Source organism: Xanthomonas sp. WHRI 10204 (genome assembly GCF_040202875.1).
Classification (GTDB): domain Bacteria; phylum Pseudomonadota; class Gammaproteobacteria; order Xanthomonadales; family Xanthomonadaceae; genus Xanthomonas.
In genome coordinates this window covers 558,402-576,312 of sequence record NZ_JBEGDW010000002.1, presented here as the reverse complement: position 1 = coordinate 576,312, position 17,911 = coordinate 558,402, and the positions used below count along the sequence as shown (strand labels likewise).

The 17,911-nt window shown below is 64.3% G+C and carries 18 protein-coding genes; 17 read left to right on the top strand and 1 reads right to left on the bottom strand.

Annotation, left to right across the window (positions count from 1 at the left end):
• Nucleotides 1-118: 118 nt before the first annotated feature.
• The 7 genes from lepA (at nt 119) to recO (ending at nt 6,457) form a co-directional block, all read left to right on the top strand.
• A complete protein-coding gene (gene lepA, locus ABQZ00_RS13275; protein ID WP_055845361.1) occupies nt 119-1,909 on the top strand; it encodes a translation elongation factor 4 in 1,791 nt (596 codons plus the stop codon).
• 104 nt (nt 1,910-2,013) lie between these two features.
• Nucleotides 2,014-2,814 carry a signal peptidase I gene (gene lepB, locus ABQZ00_RS13270; RefSeq protein ID WP_055845359.1) on the top strand — a complete coding sequence of 267 codons (801 nt, stop codon included), beginning with the start codon at nt 2,014-2,016 and terminating at the stop codon, nt 2,812-2,814.
• Nucleotides 2,815-3,222 (top strand): DUF4845 domain-containing protein, encoded by a 408-nt coding sequence (locus tag ABQZ00_RS13265; protein ID WP_115512207.1) that lies wholly within the window; start codon nt 2,815-2,817, stop codon nt 3,220-3,222. It begins immediately after the preceding gene.
• Nucleotides 3,212-3,892, top strand: a complete 681-nt coding sequence (gene rnc, locus ABQZ00_RS13260; protein ID WP_055845353.1) for a ribonuclease III — start codon at nt 3,212-3,214, stop codon at nt 3,890-3,892. Before ABQZ00_RS13265 ends, rnc begins: the two co-directional genes overlap by 11 nt.
• Entirely contained in the window at nt 3,889-4,788 is a 900-nt protein-coding gene (gene era / locus ABQZ00_RS13255) for a GTPase Era (RefSeq protein WP_115512206.1), read from the top strand. The genes rnc and era overlap by 4 nt, the downstream gene beginning before the upstream one ends.
• 26 nt (nt 4,789-4,814) lie before the next feature.
• A complete protein-coding gene (locus ABQZ00_RS13250; protein ID WP_323538118.1) occupies nt 4,815-5,591 on the top strand; it encodes a hypothetical protein in 777 nt (258 codons plus the stop codon).
• 143 nt (nt 5,592-5,734) lie between these two features.
• Nucleotides 5,735-6,457, top strand: coding sequence for a DNA repair protein RecO (recO, locus tag ABQZ00_RS13245; protein WP_323514188.1), 723 nt, complete (start codon nt 5,735-5,737; stop codon nt 6,455-6,457).
• Between the two features lie 121 nt (nt 6,458-6,578).
• Here recO and ABQZ00_RS13240 read toward each other — a convergent pair whose 3' ends face one another.
• Nucleotides 6,579-7,301 (bottom strand): response regulator, encoded by a 723-nt coding sequence (locus ABQZ00_RS13240; protein ID WP_115512204.1) that lies wholly within the window; start codon nt 7,299-7,301, stop codon nt 6,579-6,581.
• Nucleotides 7,302-7,460: 159 nt separating this feature from the next.
• Here ABQZ00_RS13240 and rlmD point away from each other — a divergent pair, with 159 nt between their 5' ends.
• The 10 genes from rlmD to ABQZ00_RS13190 all read left to right on the top strand — a co-directional run bounded on the left by rlmD (nt 7,461) and on the right by ABQZ00_RS13190 (nt 17,577).
• Entirely contained in the window at nt 7,461-8,795 is a 1,335-nt protein-coding gene (gene rlmD / locus ABQZ00_RS13235) for a 23S rRNA (uracil(1939)-C(5))-methyltransferase RlmD (protein WP_323538119.1), read from the top strand.
• A gap of 80 nt (nt 8,796-8,875) precedes the next feature.
• Nucleotides 8,876-9,400 (top strand): CYTH domain-containing protein, encoded by a 525-nt coding sequence (locus tag ABQZ00_RS13230; protein ID WP_323538120.1) that lies wholly within the window; start codon nt 8,876-8,878, stop codon nt 9,398-9,400.
• 126 nt (nt 9,401-9,526) lie between these two features.
• Complete coding sequence (locus ABQZ00_RS13225) at nt 9,527-10,210, top strand: DsbA family oxidoreductase (protein WP_323538121.1); 684 nt, start codon at nt 9,527-9,529, stop codon at nt 10,208-10,210.
• 15 nt (nt 10,211-10,225) lie between these two features.
• The gene (locus tag ABQZ00_RS13220; protein ID WP_503064280.1) at nt 10,226-11,260 is read left to right on the top strand and encodes an NAD(P)/FAD-dependent oxidoreductase; all 1,035 of its coding nucleotides are present in this window, start codon (nt 10,226-10,228) and stop codon (nt 11,258-11,260) included.
• 170 nt (nt 11,261-11,430) lie between these two features.
• The gene (locus tag ABQZ00_RS13215) at nt 11,431-13,002 is read left to right on the top strand and encodes a cryptochrome/photolyase family protein (protein ID WP_323538123.1); all 1,572 of its coding nucleotides are present in this window, start codon (nt 11,431-11,433) and stop codon (nt 13,000-13,002) included.
• 376 nt (nt 13,003-13,378) lie between these two features.
• Entirely contained in the window at nt 13,379-14,380 is a 1,002-nt protein-coding gene (nagZ, locus tag ABQZ00_RS13210) for a beta-N-acetylhexosaminidase (protein WP_323538124.1), read from the top strand.
• The gene (locus ABQZ00_RS13205; RefSeq protein ID WP_055845328.1) at nt 14,380-14,934 is read left to right on the top strand and encodes a hypoxanthine-guanine phosphoribosyltransferase; all 555 of its coding nucleotides are present in this window, start codon (nt 14,380-14,382) and stop codon (nt 14,932-14,934) included. Before nagZ ends, ABQZ00_RS13205 begins: the two co-directional genes overlap by 1 nt.
• Before the next feature lie 229 nt (nt 14,935-15,163).
• Nucleotides 15,164-15,916: an S-methyl-5'-thioinosine phosphorylase gene (locus ABQZ00_RS13200; RefSeq protein WP_323538125.1), complete on the top strand. Its 753-nt coding sequence runs from the start codon at nt 15,164-15,166 to the stop codon at nt 15,914-15,916.
• A gap of 87 nt (nt 15,917-16,003) precedes the next feature.
• The gene (cspE, locus tag ABQZ00_RS13195) at nt 16,004-16,210 is read left to right on the top strand and encodes a transcription antiterminator/RNA stability regulator CspE (protein WP_003488188.1); all 207 of its coding nucleotides are present in this window, start codon (nt 16,004-16,006) and stop codon (nt 16,208-16,210) included.
• Between the two features lie 95 nt (nt 16,211-16,305).
• Nucleotides 16,306-17,577 (top strand): FAD-dependent oxidoreductase, encoded by a 1,272-nt coding sequence (locus tag ABQZ00_RS13190; RefSeq protein ID WP_323538126.1) that lies wholly within the window; start codon nt 16,306-16,308, stop codon nt 17,575-17,577.
• Nucleotides 17,578-17,911 lie beyond the last annotated feature (334 nt).

Genomic DNA, 17,911 nt, shown 5'->3' with positions numbered 1-17,911 from the left:
CACGATTCCCTACTCCCGATTCCCAATTCCCCCGGCCCCAATGGGGCCGGCCGTGCGATAATGCTGCGTTACCCTGACGACGGCCCCGCCGGCGCCCACCTCAATGTCCTCTGATTCAATGCGGTACATCCGCAACTTCTCCATCATTGCCCACGTCGATCACGGGAAATCCACCCTGGCCGACCGGATCATCCAGCTGTGCGGCGGCCTTCAGGCGCGCGAGATGGAGGCCCAGGTTCTCGACTCCAACCCGATCGAACGCGAACGCGGCATCACGATCAAGGCACAGTCGGTGTCCTTGCCGTATACGGCCAAGGACGGGCAGGTCTATCAGCTGAACTTCATCGACACCCCCGGGCATGTCGATTTCTCCTATGAAGTCAGTCGCTCGCTGGCCGCCTGCGAAGGCGCGCTGCTGGTGGTCGATGCCGCCCAGGGCGTGGAAGCTCAGTCGGTAGCCAACTGCTACACCGCGGTGGAGCAGGGGCTGGAAGTGGTGCCGGTGCTCAACAAGATCGACCTGCCGACTGCCGACATCGCCCGTGCCAAGGCCGAGATCGAGGCGGTGATCGGCATCGATGCCGAAGACGCGGTGGCGGTCAGTGCCAAGACCGGTCTCAACATCGACCTGGTGCTGGAAGCGATCGTGCATCGCATCCCGCCGCCCAAGCCGCGCGATACCGACAAGCTGCAGGCGCTGATCATCGATTCCTGGTTCGACAATTACCTGGGCGTGGTGTCGCTGGTGCGCGTGATGCAGGGCCAGATCAAGCCGGGCAGCAAGATTCTGGTGATGTCGACCGGGCGCACGCACCTGGTCGACAAGGTCGGCGTGTTCACCCCCAAGCGCAAGGATCTGCCTTCGCTGGGTGCTGGCGAGGTGGGCTGGATCAATGCTTCGATCAAGGACGTGCATGGCGCGCCGGTCGGCGACACCTTGACCCTGGCTGCCGATCCCGCGCCGTACGCGTTGCCGGGTTTTCAGGAAATGCAGCCGCGCGTGTTCGCCGGCCTGTTTCCGGTGGATGCCGAGGACTATCCGGATCTGCGCGAGGCTTTGGACAAGCTGCGTCTGAACGATGCCGCGCTGCGTTTCGAGCCGGAAAGCTCCGAAGCGATGGGCTTTGGTTTCCGTTGCGGCTTCCTGGGCATGCTGCACATGGAAATCGTGCAGGAGCGTCTGGAGCGCGAGTACAACCTGGACCTGATCAGCACCGCGCCGACAGTGGTGTACGAAGTCCTCAAGACCGACGGCTCCATCATCAACATGGACAACCCGGCCAAGCTGCCGCAGTTGAACCTGGTGGAGGAGATTCGCGAGCCGATCATTCGCGCCAACGTGCTGACGCCCGAGGAATACATCGGCAACATCATCAAGTTGTGCGAAGAAAAGCGCGGCACCCAGATCAGCATCAATTATCTGGGCAGCCAGGTGCAGATCAGCTATGAGCTGCCGATGGCCGAAGTGGTGCTGGACTTTTTCGACAAGCTCAAGTCGGTGAGCCGTGGCTATGCCTCGCTGGATTATCACTTCGTGCGTTTCGATGCCGGCCCGTTCGTGCGAGTGGACGTGCTGATCAACGGCGACAAGGTCGATGCGTTGTCGCTGATCGTGCACCGCAGCCATGCCGATCGGCGCGGCCGCGAGCTGTGCGAAAAGATGAAGGAACTGATTCCGCGGCAGATGTTCGACGTCGCAATTCAGGCCGCCGTCGGCTCGCAGATCATCTCGCGTTCCACGGTCAAGGCGATGCGCAAGAACGTGTTGGCCAAGTGCTATGGTGGCGACGTTTCGCGCAAGAAAAAGCTGCTGGAAAAGCAGAAAGAAGGCAAGAAGCGCATGAAGCAGGTTGGCCGCGTGGAGATTCCGCAGGAGGCCTTCCTGGCCGTGCTGCAGATGGATAAGTAGCAGGGAATGGTAAATCGGGAATCGGGAATCGTAAGGGCGCACGTGCTCCCGCTGTTCCAATTCCCCATTCTCGATTCTCGATTCCCTTTCCGAAAGGAACATCAATGAAATGGTTTGAAATCATCCTGGTTGTGCTGACGCTGGGCACCGGCTTTATCTGGCTGCTGGACAAGCTGTTCCTGGCCAAGCGCCGTGCCGCGCGTGCCGGGCTGCTGGACAGTGAGCCGGCGATCATCGATTACTCGCGCGCGTTCTTCCCGGTGCTGGCGGTGGTACTGATCCTGCGCAGCTTCGTGGCCGAGCCGTACAAGATTCCATCCAGTTCGATGATGCCCAACCTGCTGATCGGCGATTTCATCCTGGTCAACAAGTTCGCCTACGGTTTCCGCCTGCCGATCACCAATACCAAATTCATTCCGACCAGCGAGCCCAAGCGCGGCGATGTGGTGGTGTTCAAGCCGCCGCATGCGCCGGATCAGAACTGGATCAAGCGCGTGGTCGGCCTGCCGGGCGACAAGATCGGCTTCCACGGCGACACGCTGTATATCAACGACAAGCCGATGCGCTATACGGTCAAAGGCGAGTACATCGGCAAGGGCAAGGGCGCCGAGATGACCGGCACCACCTTGCTGGTCGAGGACCTACCGGGCCGTACGCATACCGTGCTGGAGTGGGTGGACCGCAACATGCCGGCCGGCCAGGGCGACTGGACGGTGCCGGCAGACAGCTATTTCGTGATGGGGGACAATCGCGACAATAGTGAAGACAGTCGGTTCTGGACCCAAACGCATTTCTTGCCGGAAGCCAATCTGCGCGGCAAGGCGTTTCTGATCTGGCTCAATTGCGAAGGGTGGTTCTGTAAGGGGAGTTTCGATCCGTCGCGGATCGGGACTGGAATCCAGTAAATGCACGCACGGCGTGCCGGGGATAGCACAATGAAGCGCAAGCAAAGCGGTATGACGTTGACGTCGTTCGTGGTGGTGCTGGCGGTGGTCGGATTTGGCCTGTACATCGGGATGAAGCTGTTTCCGATGTATCAGGAGTATTACTCCGTCCGCACCGCAATGAAGGGCCTGGCCAATGAGCCCGGCAGTGCCGACATGGATCCGTCAAAGCTGCAGGATCTGTTCTTTCGTCGGCTGTACATCAATTACTCGGAGAACGTCAAAAAAGAAGACGTCAAGTTCGAGCGTGTTGAAGGCGGCTGGCGGATGAAGGTCAACTACGAAGTGCGTCGCGAGCTGATCGGCAATCTGGATATTGTCGGCAAGTTCGATACCTCGCAGGACATGACGAAACGCGGTGTCGAATAGAACCTTTCAACGTGGCGATCCGATCGGTCATGCATTCGCCGATCCGGGTCTGCTCGCCCAGGCGCTGCGGCATCGCAGCGCCGGGACGCCGCATAACGAGCGGCTGGAGTTTCTCGGTGACGGCATCGTCAATCTGCTGATCGCCGAGGCGTTGTATCAGCGCTGGCCCAAGGCCGACGAAGGCGCGCTGACGCGCGCGCGCGCCGAGCTGGTGCGCGAAGGCGCACTGGCGGTGATTGGACGCACGCTCAATCTGGGCGAGCGGTTGACCCTGGGCCCGGGCGAACTCAAGTCCGGTGGTCATCGGCGCGATTCGATCCTGGCCGATGCGGTCGAGGCGATCGTTGCGGCCATCTATCTGGACTGCGGATTCGAGCGCTGTCGCGCGGTGGTGCTTCCGTGGTTCGAGTCATCGCTTGCGGCGTTACCGGTCGGCAAGGCCGAAAAAGATCCCAAGACGCGGCTGCAGGAATGGCTGCAGGCACGGCAGCTGCCGCTGCCCAATTACGCTCTGATCAGCGAGAGCGGCGACGAACATGCCAAGCAGTTCCACGTCGCCTGCATTCTGGAGCAGCCCATCGCCCGCGCCGAGGGCCAGGGCACGTCGCGCCGTCTTGCCGAGCAACAGGCGGCGGCTACCGTCATCGCACAACTGGATGTAAACACGTGAGCGAAACCACTCCCCACCGTAGCGGCAGCGTTGCCATCATCGGCCGGCCGAATGTCGGCAAATCCACTCTGACCAATGCCCTGGTGGGCGCCAAGGTCAGCATCGTGTCCAATCGGCCGCAGACCACGCGGCATCGGCTGCTGGGTATCGCTACCTTCCCGGAAGGGCAGCTGGCGCTGGTCGATACGCCCGGGCTGCACCGCGAGCAAAAGCGCGCGATGAACCGGGTGATGAATCGCGCCGCGCGCGGTTCGCTCGAAGGCGTGGACGCCGCGGTGCTGGTGATCGAGGCGGGCCGTTGGGACGAAGAAGACACCCTGGCGTTTCGCGTGCTCAGCGACGCGGGGGTGCCGGTGGTGCTAGTCGTCAACAAGGTCGACCGGCTCAAGGACAAGACTGCGTTGTTCCCGTTTCTAGCGCAGGTCAGCGAGGGCCGTACGTTTGCTGCCGTGCACCCGGTGTCCGCGCTTAAGCGCAAGGGGCTGGAAGCGTTGGTGAGCGATCTGCTCAAGCTGGTGCCCGAAGCCGAGGCGATGTACGGCGAAGACGAAATCACCGACCGCAGCCAGCGCTTTCTGGCAGGCGAGCTGGTGCGCGAGCAGCTGATGCGTCAATTGGGCGAAGAACTGCCGTATGCCACCACCGTGGAAATCGAGCGCTTTGCCGAAGACGGCGCGCTGCTGCGGATCGGTGCGGTGATCTGGGTCGAGCGCGAAGGCCAGAAGGCGATCGTGATCGGCAAGGGCGGCACCCGTCTGAAGGAAATCGGCGGCAAGGCGCGTCTGCAGATGGAACGGTTGTTCGGTGCAAAAGTGTTCCTGGAAACCTGGGTGCGCGTGCGCGAAGGCTGGTCGGATGACGAGAGCGCGCTCAAGGCATTTGGGTACGGCGACTAATCTTGGAATCAACAGGGAGGTGCACGATGTGGCTCAAGAAAGCGAACTTTAGTGGTCTAAGGTCTTGTGGTGTCGGCAGGATGGTGGCTAGCGCGCTGGTGCTGGGGTTGCTGCCATTTGCAGTGAGTGCGCAGACCTTCCCATGTTCCAATACACCCGGACCAGGTGAGCGCATGGTAGGGACGGCGCCCGGTGGTCCCGGCCTTGCACCTACACCGCTGTGTGTCCGTGATGGTGCTGCGTCCACTGGTGCGGCGCAGCCAGAATACGACCCGCTCAAGGCGCGCGCGACCGCCGCCCTGGGCATGGCGCAGATGCTCCTGAGCGAGAAAGCCAAGCTTGCGAGTGATCCAAATTATCAGCGTTTCAGCAAGGGCTTCTGGCAACACTTCGACCCTAGTGCCGACGCGAAGCCTGGCGATAACTGCGTTGCGGCCTACGGTAATCTGCAAGGCATTGTGACCCTGGCCGGCCCTGCAGGCGACTATCGCCGTGCGCTGATTGCGTTCACCGGCCCCGGATTGCCGCGGCCCAAGAAAGACGGCTTGATCAAGGTGACCTTGGATGATGGCGATGGAAAGCCGGCGACCGTACGCGCCTTTCACTATCTCACTCCAGGTACTGACTTGGTCACGATCGCCTTCGCGGTCCCCAGCGCGGAGGCAATGCTTGACGGGATAGACGACAAGGCGCGTTACAGATTACTCATCGACAATAAGCAGGTATTCGAGATCGAGTGGCACGACGGCCACAAGGCCAGAGATGAATTGAGGCGGTGTATTGCCGCAGGCAGCGCCTCGTAGCCGATTGCAGCGTTATATGTGCCCTGTCTGTCGTCCTCAGGAACGTACGGAAAATGCCGCAAGGGGCACTGGGACCTGCACTACCGAACGCATGATGACCGCATGGCCTGGGCTGGAAGTGTGCTGGTGAGCGCTAGCCTGAGATGCTGATCGAGCACGAACACGGCTTCGTCCTGCATGTGCGCGCCTGGCGCGAGACCAGCTTGCTGGTGGAAGTGCTGACCGAGCAGCATGGCCGGGTGGGGTTGCTGGCGCGTGGCGTACAAGGCCCGCGCAAGCAGGCGCTGCGGGCGGCGCTGCAGCCGCTGCAACTGATTCAGTTCACGGCCGTGCAGCGCGGAGAACTTGCGCAACTGCGCCAGGCCGAAGCGCTGGATACCGCGCCGCGATTGGTCGGCGAACGCATGCTCGCCGGCTTCTATATCAGCGAGCTGTTGCTGCGTCTGGCCCCACGCAATGATGCGGTCCCCGAGCTTTATGCGTGCTACGCGCAGGCACGTGCGCATCTGGCTTCGGAGTTGTCGCTGGCGTGGGGGTTGCGCCAGTTCGAGCGTGATGTGCTGGAGGGGCTGGGGTTTGCCTTCGATCTGCAGCACGACAGCGACGGGCAGCCGATCGACCCGGCGGCGCGTTATCGACTCGATCCGCAGGAAGGTGCCATGCGGGTACTGAGCGAGCGTCTGGCGCAGGATCGGCGTGAGACTGTCACCGGCGCGGCGTTGCTGGCGCTGGGGGAGGACACTATGCCGGCTACCGATGACATGCCCGGCTTGCGCCGCAGCATGCGTAGCGTGCTGTTGCATCATCTGAACGGACGCGGACTGAAATCCTGGGAAATGCTGGAGGATCTGGCGCGGCGGCGTTGATCTGCACGACGCGACCAAGTGCAGTGCCGCGTGTCATTTGACGAATCGCGTATCCGATCCTGTCGACACCCAGCCAGCGCCTGATCCCACCGGCGCCGCCGCCGACGATGACACCCTCAGTTCAGTGCAATAACGCCGCCACCGCCGCATGAAACTGGGTCTGTGCGGTGTGCGATTGCGGGTCGCCACGCAGCAGGCGGACCGCGCCGGCTAGCCGGGCGGCGCCGACGAAACCGCAACTGGCCTGCAACCGATGCAGATGATTGCGCAGCGCCTGCTCATCGCTGATGTTCAGTGCCGAGGTGACCGCGTCGCGTGTGCCCGGCAGCTCTGCCAGGAACAGTTCGCGCAGTGCGTTGAGGTGATGCTGCTGGCCGTTGAGCGCGCTCAGCGCTGCCGCCTCGTCCCAATCGCTGGCGGCGATGTCGACCACACCGACCGGCGCCACGCTGTAGCGGCCACGCGCCAGACCGCGACGCACCGCCTGCAGCAGGCGTTCGGTGGTCAGCGGCTTGACCAGCATTTCCAGAAAGCCATCGGACTGCAGACCACGCTGCATCGCCATGTCGCCATCGGCGGTATGCGCCAGCGCAGGCACGTCCGGGTGCAGCAGACGTAACGCGCGCAGCAGGCCGCTGCCGGTGCCATCGGGGAGGTTGACGTCGATCAGCCACAGGTCGTGGCGACGTTCGCGCGCGCGGTCCAGCGCCGACGACAACGAATCTGCGCAATCCACCTGGGCCGGAAGGCTTTCCAGGGCAGCCTGCAGAAAGCCGCGGCTGATCGGGTCGTCTTCCACCAACAAGAGTCGTGGATGGGGTTCCTGACGTGTCGCCATATTCATTGCTGCCTCCTTGTCAGCGATGCCGCGTCCTGAGCTGCCGCGCGCAGGCGAAGTTTGCCTGTGTTTGCGGGGCACGACAATTGCCACGCCACGCAAGGCGGCCTCGGTCGATCGCATCTGCGACAATACGCACCCTTTTTGCCCGCAGCTTGTCGCCACGTGGCCAGAACCCGAAACCGTTTCGACCGTACCCCCTTCCAGACCGCCATCACCGACCTGAGCCATGACGGCCGCGGGGTGGCGCGCCGCGACGGCGAGGGCGGCAAGGTCACCTTCATCAGTGGCGCCTTGCCCGGTGAACTGGTGCGTGCCGAGCCCACCGCGCGCAGCCGCCATTTTGATGAAGCCAAGACGGTGGACGTGCTGGAGGCCTCGCCGCAGCGGGTCACCCCGCGCTGCCCGCATTTCGGCGTGTGCGCCGGGTGCGTGTTGCAGCATCTGGAGGAGTCGCAGCAGATCGTGGCCAAGCAGCGCGTGCTGATGGACAACCTGGAGCGCATCGGCCACGTCAGCCCGCAGACGGTGCTGCCGGCGCTGGTCGGCGACACCTGGGGCTACCGGCGTAAAGGTCGCTTCTCGGTGCGGCGGGTGGAGAAGAAGGACAAGACCCTGGTCGGTTTCCGCGAACTCGACCCGCGCTTCGTGGCCGACCTGTCGGTCTGCTACACGGTGATCCCGGAAATCGGCGAAAAGATCCCGCTGCTGGCGGCTCTGATCGAAAACATGGATGGCAAGCGCGACATCCCGCAGATCGAGTTCATCGCCGGCGACGATGCGGTGGCGTTGACCATCCGCCACATGCAGCCGCTCAGCGAGCGCGATCGGCAGGCCTGGGTGGAATTTGCGCAGACCCACGGGTTTGCGATCTTCTTGCAGCCCGGCGGCGTGGACAGCGTGCATCCGTTATGGCCACAGGACGTGCCGCTGTCGTTCCGCCTGCCGCAATGGGACGTCGAGCTTGCGTTCCGTCCGCTGGACTTCATCCAGGTCAATGCCTCGCTCAACCAGAAGATGATTGCGCACGCGCTGACGCTGCTCGATGCCAAACCCGATGACCGCGTGCTGGATCTGTTTTGCGGTCTGGGCAATTTCACCCTGCCGCTGGCAAGAACGGTGCGTGAGGTGGTCGGCGTGGAAGGCGATGCCGGCTTGGTGGCGCGCGCCAAGGAAAACGCGCAACGCAATGGCCTGGACAACGCGCAGTTTTATGCGGCCGATCTGACCCAGGATCAGCGCAATACGCCCTGGATGCGTCAGGGCTTCGACAAGCTGCTGCTGGACCCGCCGCGTTCGGGCGCATTGGAAGTGCTGCAGCAACTACCGCTGAAGAAATTCGAGCGCATCGTGTATGTCAGCTGCCACCCGGGCTCGCTGGCGCGCGACGCCGGCTATCTGGTCAACGAGCAGCGCTTTACGCTGGTGTCGGCCGGTGCGATGGATATGTTCCCGCACACCGCGCATGTGGAAAGCATTGCGGTGTTTGAACGGCGATGAATGGTGAATAGGGAATCGGGAATGGTGAAGGCGGTTCGCCGTATGCTGTTGCGATTCCCGATTCCCGATTCCCGATTCCCATGCCCCTAGAAATCGAACGCAAGTTTCTTGTCACCGGCGACGGCTGGCGTAGCGCTGCGCATGCGGTGATCCCGATGGCGCAGGGATACATCAACGATCAGGCGTCGTTGCGCAGTGGCGCGCAGAACGCGTCGGTGCGCGTGCGCATCCAGGGCGAGAGTGCGTTTCTCAATCTGAAGTCGCGCGAGGTCGGGCATACCCGCCAGGAATTCGAGTACCCGGTCCCCCTCGCCGATGCGCGCGCGCTGCTGGCGTTGTGCGTGGGCGGCTTGATCCACAAGCGTCGGCATCTGGTCGAGCACCAGGGGCATGTGTGGGAAGTGGATGAATTCCTTGGCGATAACGCAGGGTTGGTGGTGGCCGAGATCGAGCTTGGCAGTGCTGACGAGGCGTTCGCCAAGCCGCAATGGATCGGTGCGGAAGTCACCGACGACGTGCGCTATTACAACCTGGCACTGGCTTCGCATCCGTTCTCGCAATGGGTGGAGAGCCGGGAGTCGGAATTGGGCATTCGGGATTCGTGAAAGCAAGGCTGATGCGTCGGCCCTGGGCGATGCCTTGCGCATCACCAATCACGATTCCCCAATCCCTGTCTCGGTATTGGGCTTATGCTTTGCGAATCCTAAATCCCCACCGACGAATCCCCGCTCATGCGCATCGACATCTGGTCCGACGTGGTCTGCCCCTGGTGCTGGATCGGCAAGCGCCGTTTTGAACAGGCGGTCGCTGCGCTTGGGACGCAGCTGCCGGCATTGGACATCCATTACCACGCGTTTGAGCTCGACCCGGATGCCGGTGCCGAGCCGGTGCCATTGCGCGATGCGTTGGCGCGCAAGTTCGGCGGTGCCGCGCGCGTGGATCAGATGCTTGCGCAGACCCAGGACACCGCACGCGCGGAAGGCTTGCCATTCGACTTCGGGCGTGGCCAGGTACAGGTCAGCACGTTGCGGGCGCATCGCTTGCTCTGGCTGGCCACGCACGAGGGCGATGTCGGTGCGGTGATGGAAGCCTTGTTTCATGCGCATTTTGCGCAAGGCCAGAACGTGGCTGCCACCGACACGCTGCTGCGTGCGGGTGAGGCCGGCGGGCTTGCTGCCTCGCGCGTGCAGGCGATGCTCGACTCCGACGAAGGCATTGTGGAGGTACAGGCACAGTTGGCACAGGCCAGCGCGCTGGGCATCCGTGCAGTGCCCAGCTTCGTGATCGACGGGCGTAGCCTGATCCAGGGCGCGCAGCCGCCGGAGACGTTTGCGCAGGCGCTGCTGCAATTGGCGGCCGAATCGGTGCCGATTGGCGGCGCCGATGCGTGCGGGCCCGATGGATGTGCGGTGTGACAGATCGCCTGCGTCATGCCCGTGCCGGCGACTGACCGGGCGATGCAGCCACACCGCCCGCGAACGGTTGCGGTGATCGGCGCCGGCCTTGCCGGGCTCGCGTGTGCCAAAACGCTGCAGGCGGCCGGCGCGGTAGTGACGGTGTACGAGCAGAGCGATGCGGTGGGTGGGCGAATGCGTGCTCGCATGGGCGCCGGCTGGCAGTGCGATGTGGGCGCGCAGTATTTCACCGCACGCGATCCGGATTTTGCCGCAGTGGTGAACAGCTGGGTCGCCGCCGGCGTCGCGGCGCGTTGGCCTGCGCGCATCGCAAGCTGGGATGGACGTGCACTGCGCGCTTCGCACACCGCGCTGACGCGTTTTGTGGGCATACCGGAGATGGCCGCTCCCGCGTGTGCGCTGGCGGCAGGACTGGATGTCCGGTTGCAGGCGTCTGTCCGCAGCTTGCAACGCAGTGGTCAGGGCTGGGCGTTGAGCGTGCACGGCGCGCCCGCGCTGCATGTGGTCGATACGGTGTTGCTCGCGCTTGCTGCGCCGGATGCGGCCGCGCTGTTGGCAGAGAACGCGCCTGCACTTTCAAACATCGCGCGCGATGCAAGCATGCAACCCGCCTGGGCGGTGGTGTTGCGGTTCGATGCGCGCATCGATCCTGGCTATGACGCGTTGTTCGTCAATGCAGGACCAGTGCGCTGGGTGGCGCGTGACGCCAGCAAACCGGCACGGCACGGCGCCGAGACCTGGCTGCTGCATGCCACCGCCGACTGGAGCCAGCTGCACTTCGATGCCATGCCCGAGGACGTCATCGCCATGCTGCTGCCTGAATTGGCCGCGCTCGGCCTGCCGCCGCCGCAGGCCTGCGACGCCTATCGATGGGAGGTGGCCAGCACCGATCCGCCGTTGCAGATCGGCTGTGTCTGGGATGCGCCGCATGGCCTTGGCCTGTGCGGCGATTGGCTGGCGGGCGGCAAGGTCGAGGGCGCGTGGCAAAGCGGAACCGCCTTGGCGCAGCGGGTGTGTGCCGACGGTGTCACGCACCATGCGGATGCATAAGCCTGTGGTGCAGTCGTGGTGTTTGAGCCTTAATGTCGCGCAATGGCAGAGCGGTTTTTGCGTTGCAGAACGCGCAGATGCACAGATGTCGTGCGCAGCGCTGCCGAATGCCTGCCCGAGCGCGTGACTGATGCAAGCGCGCCCTGTCTGCATGCGTGAGCTCAGCACCAATGCGTGACTCCGATACGATCACCAGCGCCTCGCAAACGCCTGCACACACGCTGCGCCTGATCCTGGGCGATCAGCTCAACCTGCAGCACAGCTGGTTTGCGACGCACGACCCCGGCGTGGTCTACGTGCTGATGGAGGTGCGCGAGGAAACCGATTACGTGCTGCATCACGCGCAGAAGATCCTGGCGATCTTTGCGGCAATGCGCGCGTTTGCCGCGCGCTTGCGGCAGCACGGGCACCGCGTGCGCTATGTCGCGATCGATGCCCCCAGTAATCGGCAATCCATTCCGGCCAATCTTGAGGCCTTGATGGCGCATTACCGCGCCGAGCATCTGCAGTATCAGGCGCCGGACGAATGGCGCCTGGATGAGGCGCTGCGCCAGTGGAGCGCGGGCTGCGCGTTTGCCACGCACATGTTCGATAGCGAGCATTTCCTGACCGAACGCGATGAGGTGGCGGCGTGTTTCCGCGCCGGAAGTCAGTGGCGCATGGAGGTCTTTTATCGACGGATGCGCACGCGCCATCGCATCCTGCTCGATGCCTCCGGTCAGCCGGAAGGCGGGCGCTGGAATTTCGATCACGACAATCGCGCACCGTGGCCCGGCGATCCGCCAGCGCCGCAGGAGTGGCGTGCCGCGCACGACCATGGCGCGTTGTGGCAACGCATCGAAGCTGCCGGCGTGCGCAGTTTCGGTATGCCAAATGCGCAGGCGCTGCCATGGCCGCTAGACCGCGATGAAGCCTTGCAGCATCTGGATGCCTTCATCGCCACTGCGTTGCCGGATTTCGGCCGCTACGAAGATGCGATGAGCACGCGCAGCCCGCGGCTATTCCATTCGCTGCTGTCGTTCGCGCTCAACGTCAAGATGCTGCACCCGGCCGAAGTGATTGCGCGTGCCGAAACGGCGTGGCGGCAAGGACACGCGCCGCTGGCCTCGGTGGAAGGTTTTATCCGGCAGATCCTGGGCTGGCGCGAATACGTGCGCGGCGTGTACTGGTCGCAGATGCCCGGCTATGCGCAGTCCAATCAGCTCGATCAGCATGCGCCGCTGCCGCAGTGGTTCTGGGACGGGCAGATCGGCATGCGGTGCCTGGCCGACGCCGTCGGTAACTCGCTGGCCAATGCGCATGCTCACCACATCCAGCGGCTGATGGTGATCGGCAATTTTGCGCTGCTGGCGGGGCTGGACCCGCAGGCGCTGCATCGCTGGTATCTGGGTGTCTACATCGATGCGTTCGAGTGGGTGGAGTTGCCCAACACGGTGGGCATGAGTCAGTTTGCCGACGGTGGCCTGCTCGGCAGCAAGCCGTATATCAGCGGTGCGGCCTACATCGATCGCATGAGCGATTACTGCAGCGGCTGCCGCTATCAGCGCAAGGCGCGCATCGGTGCGCGGGCCTGCCCGTACAACGCGCTGTACTGGGATTTCCTTGCACGGCAGCGCCCGCTGCTGGGCACGAACGAACGCCTGGCGATGCCGTATCGGCAGCTCGATGACATGGCGCCCGAGGTGCTGGAGGGCATCCGGATCCAGGCCGCACATTGGCGGGCGAATCTGGACCGTCTTTGAGGCGGCGAAGACCGAAGTCGTCTGCTGGACGGCCAGCGCGGTCTTGAACCTGCCGCATGCGTCTCCGCTGCAGACCGCCGCATGCCGTACGCCGGTGGCGAGCCGGGCAGTACAGCCGTGGTGTCTGCCCGGGGAAGCAGGCTGTTGCGTTTGCGGTGCGAATGACGGCACCGGCGCTGCCAGCGCAGGGACCCGAGCTCCAAGGCGATCACGTGGCTTGGCGGTATCGGTGCGCGGGCGCCGCAACGCCTGGCCGCAAGGTGCTTCGGTCAGTGGACGTCAGCCCCGGCCTGAATGCGCGATCTGACGCTGCAACGCGCATCTGCGACAATGCCGCGCTGCGCCCTCGTGGCGCCTGGCCCGGGAGTCCCCCAACATGCTTCTGATCGGCGTTGCCGGTACCGAACTCAGCGCACAGGAACGCGACTGGCTGCAGCACGATGCCGTTGCCGGCGTGGTGCTGTTCAAGCGCAACTTCGCCTCGCGCACCCAGGTGGCCGAGCTGTCGGCATCCATCCGCGCTGCCGCGCCGCGCCCGGTGTTGCTGTGCGTGGATCAGGAAGGCGGGCGCGTGCAGCGGTTTCGTGACGGCTTCAGCGCGCTGGCGCCGTTGCAAAGCTTCGGTACGCAGTATCTGCAGGATCCGCAAGGCGCGCTCGCCGCAGCGCGCGCGCACGCGCAGCTGATGGCCACTGAAGTGCGCGCCAGCGGCGTGGACCTGAGCTTTGCGCCGGTTGTGGACCTGGGCCGCGGCAACCGCGCGATCGGCGATCGCGCCTTCAGCGACGACCCGCAGATCGTGGCCACCTTCACCCGCGCCTATGTGCAGGCGCTGCACGGCGCCGGCATGGCCGCCACGCTGAAGCATTTCCCCGGCCACGGCACGGTGCTCGAAGACACCCATGTGGATCACGCCAGCGACCCGCGTTCGCTGGAGCAATTGCAGGCCGACGATCTGCTGCCATTCGGGGCCGGCATCGAGGCCGGTGCCGACGCAGTGATGATGGCGCACGTGGTCTACCCGCAGGTCGCGCCGGAACCGGCTGGTTATTCGCAGCGCTGGATCGAGCAGATCCTGCGCGGCCAGATGGGCTTCCGCGGCGTGGTGTTTTCCGACGACATCGGCATGGCCGCTTCGTTCAGCGCTGGCGGCGTGGCGGGCCGGGTGCATGCGCACCTGGATGCCGGCTGCGACGTGGTGCTGGTCTGCCATCCGGAACTGGTCGACGAATCGCTGCAGGCCGTGCAAGGCCGCAGCCTCAATACCGCAGCGCTGATCGGCTTGATCGGTCGCGGCGCGCTCGGCTGGGACGGCCTGCTTGCCGGCACCGATGCCTCTTTCAACACTCCTTCCGCCCCTTTCGGATCAATTGCCTGATGTCCACGCTCACTATTTCCCAGGCCCTGGCCCAAGCCGATCTGCTGGTCGACCGCCCGGCCATCGATGCCGCCGTCGGCACCATTGCCGATGCCATCGCGCGCGACTACGCCGGCGAAGTGCCGGTGTATCTCACCATCATGCACGGCGCGCTGCCGTTCTCCGGCCAATTGGCGCTGGAGTTGGGCGCACGTGGGCAGGATCTGCAGTTCGATTACCTGCATGCCACCCGCTACCGTGGCGAAACCGTTGGCGGCGAGCTGGTCTGGAAGCACCGCCCGGCTACCGCGCTGTTCGGCCGCCGGGTGATCCTGGTCGACGACATCCTCGATGAGGGCTACACGCTGCAGGGCGTGCGCCAGTGGTGCCTGGAGCAGGGCGCCACAGACGTGCGCGTGGCAGTGTTGACCGTCAAGCGTCACGACCGCTGCGTGCCGGGCGTCACCGCCGATTACGTGGGCGTCGAAGTGGCCGACCGCTATGTGTTCGGCTTCGGCATGGACGTCAACGAACAGCTGCGCGGTATTCCTGCCATCTATGCGATGAAGCAGTAAAGCGCGCGCGGTGATCAGCAACGCGGCGGCGTAGCCGTCAGGCGGACGCGGCCGCTGCGCGCAATCGGTGTGCACGGTTTGTGTCACCCGGTGTTGCCTTGGCGCCCATCGCCGCCGGACGATCGCTCGCTACGCTTTACTGGTCGCTTTTGAATCACTGGCCCGCCACTGCGCGGGCACTCGTGCGCGCTTGCGCGCTTCCACGTCCGTTACGTTGCAGAGGTCGGTTGTGTCTTCCAATTCCATCGCATTGGCCGTCATCGGCGGCACTGGTGTCTACAAGCTCGCGCAGCTCGATGACGTGCAGGCCCACGAGCTGGACACGCCCTACGGCGCGCCGTCGGGGCCGATCCGCGTCGGCATGCTGCTCGGCCATCGGGTGGCGTTCCTGGCCCGGCATGGCGAAGGCCATTCGCTGCCGCCGCACAAGGTCAATTACCGCGCAAACATCGCTGCGTTGCAGCAAATCGGCGCCTCGCGCGTGCTTGCGCTCAACACGGTCGGCGGCATTACCGACAAGTTCGGCCCGCGCGTGCTGGCATGCCCCGATCAGCTGATCGATTACACCTGGGGGCGCGTGTCCACCTTCTGCGAGGAGCCGGGTAGCGAGGTGCAGCACGTGGATTTCGGTCATCCGTATTCGCCGATGTTTCGCAGCAAGGTCATCGCTGCGGCCAAGGTGACCGGCGTCACGATGGTGGCCGGCGGGTGCTACGGCGCGACGCAAGGGCCGCGTTTGGAAACGATTGCAGAGATCGCCCGCATGCGTCGCGACGGCTGCGATCTGGTCGGCATGACCGGCATGCCCGAAGCCGGGCTTGCGCGCGAAAAAGGCCTGGAATATGCGTGTTTGGCGATCGTGGCGAACTGGGCGGCCGGTTGCGGCGACGCGCAGGAAATCACCATGGCCGAGGTGTTGGCCAACGTGGATGCCGCCTCGTCCGGGTTGCCCGAACTGATTGGCGAACTTGCACGCGGGTGATTGTCATTGGGGAATAAGCTTTGCATACTCGGCGCGTACGCACCGCCGTACACCACCCATTAATTATTGCAAAGGTCTCGCATCACCATGCCGAACGGTACCGTCAAGTGGTTCAACGACGCCAAGGGATTTGGCTTCATCTCACCGGAGGACGGCAGCGCCGATGTCTTCGCGCACTTCTCCGCGATCAATTCCAAGGGCTTCCGCAGCCTGCAGGAAGGCCAGCGCGTCAGTTATGACGTGACCCAGGGTCCCAAGGGTGCCCAGGCTTCGAACATCACGCCGGTCGAGTAATCTGACTCGATTGTGCGGTTGAAGAACCCCGCCACGGCGGGGTTTTTTTTGCACCGGTCCACGCAGGACGGTGTTCGCGAACCAGAGCAGGGACGATGCAACAAGCATTACGGATTGCGGTAGTGGGCTATGGAACGGCAGGGCAGGCGCTGGCGGTCTTGCTGGGCGCCGATGGCCATCGACTGGACGTCTTCGAGCGCGCCGCCAAGCCGGGGCCGGTCGGTGCCGGCTTCCTGCTGCAGCCCAGCGGCCTGCAGGTGTTGTGGAAGATGGGTTTGTTGTCGCAGGCCCTGATGCATGGCGCGCCGGTGCGCCGCCTATACGGCGAAACGCCATGCGGGCGCGCGGTGATGGACATGCAATACCGCGATCTGGATGCCCGCCTGATGGGTCTGGGCATGCAGCGCGGTGCGTTGTTCTCGCTGTTGTGCGATGCCTGGCCCGAGTACGCGCAGCTGCAGACCGATACCCAGATCACCGCCATCGATCACGATGGCAGGCGCGTGCAGGATCAGCGCGGGCAATGGCATGGTCCTTACGATCTGATCATCGCCGCCGATGGCTCGGCTTCCACGCTGCGCGCGCAGGTGCAGGGCACCCGGCTGGATCGGGTGTATCCGTGGGGCGCGCTGTGGTGTCTGTTGCCGCGCGAGGATTGGCCGTTTGTCGACGAACTGCGCCAGCGTTATATCGGTGCGCGCAAGATGATCGGGCTGCTGCCGGTAGGCACGCGGCCTGGCGACGACACCCCGCGCCTGAGTTTTTTCTGGAGCCTGCCATGCAGCGATTTTGCTGCCTGGGAGCAGCGCGGCATCGGCGCGTGGCGCGATGAGGTGGCGCAGATGTGGCCGGACGCACATCTGCGTCTGGACAGCGTGCAGGTGCACACCGCGCTGGCACGCGCCAGCTACCGCGATGCGGTGATGACGCGCTGGCACCGTGGCCGTTTCGTGCTGGCCGGCGACGCCGCACATGCAATGAGCCCGCAGTTGGGCCAGGGCGTCAACATGGCATTGCTGGACGCATTGGCCATGCGCGATGCCTTGCGCGCGGGCGAGGATATCGATGACGCCTTGCAGCGCTATCAGCGCGAGCGCCAGGCGCATGTGGCGATCTATCACCGCTGGAGCCGCTGGCTCACGCCGCTGTTTCAATCCGAGCGCGATGTATGGGCACGCGGGCGCGATCTGTTGCTGCAGCCGATGGGGCGCGTACCGGGCGGTCGTGGCCACATGCTGCGCGTACTCAGCGGCACCCAGCACGGCTGGTTCGGCAAGTTGGCGCTGGCGCCGGAGTTCGTGGACGCGTTGTCGCAACCATTACCGCAAGCGCTGCCACGGCCGCAGAGCGTTGCCAACAGCGGCTGAGCGCACGCAGGTGCTCGCCGCGCGTGGCGGGTAGTTGGAAGGGGTAGGTATCGTTGGATGCTTCGGTGTCGAGCGTATCGGCCACACCGCTCGACGATGCTTCGGGGCTGTGTGTGTACGTGATGCCATTACGTGTCGTAGCAACGCTAACGTAGCGGGTGTACGCACGGCTGCCAGGAGCAGCTAAAAAGCCTGGCGCGCAGTCGCCGGGTGTAGACGGCGCACTCAGCACCGGAGTGCGCGAGTAGGAGTGCGCGAGGAATCCATACCGCACAGAGCGCCGGCTGCGCCCGCCTGGCAGTGCGCAGTCCTTTTGCTGGCGGCTCCCAGCGGC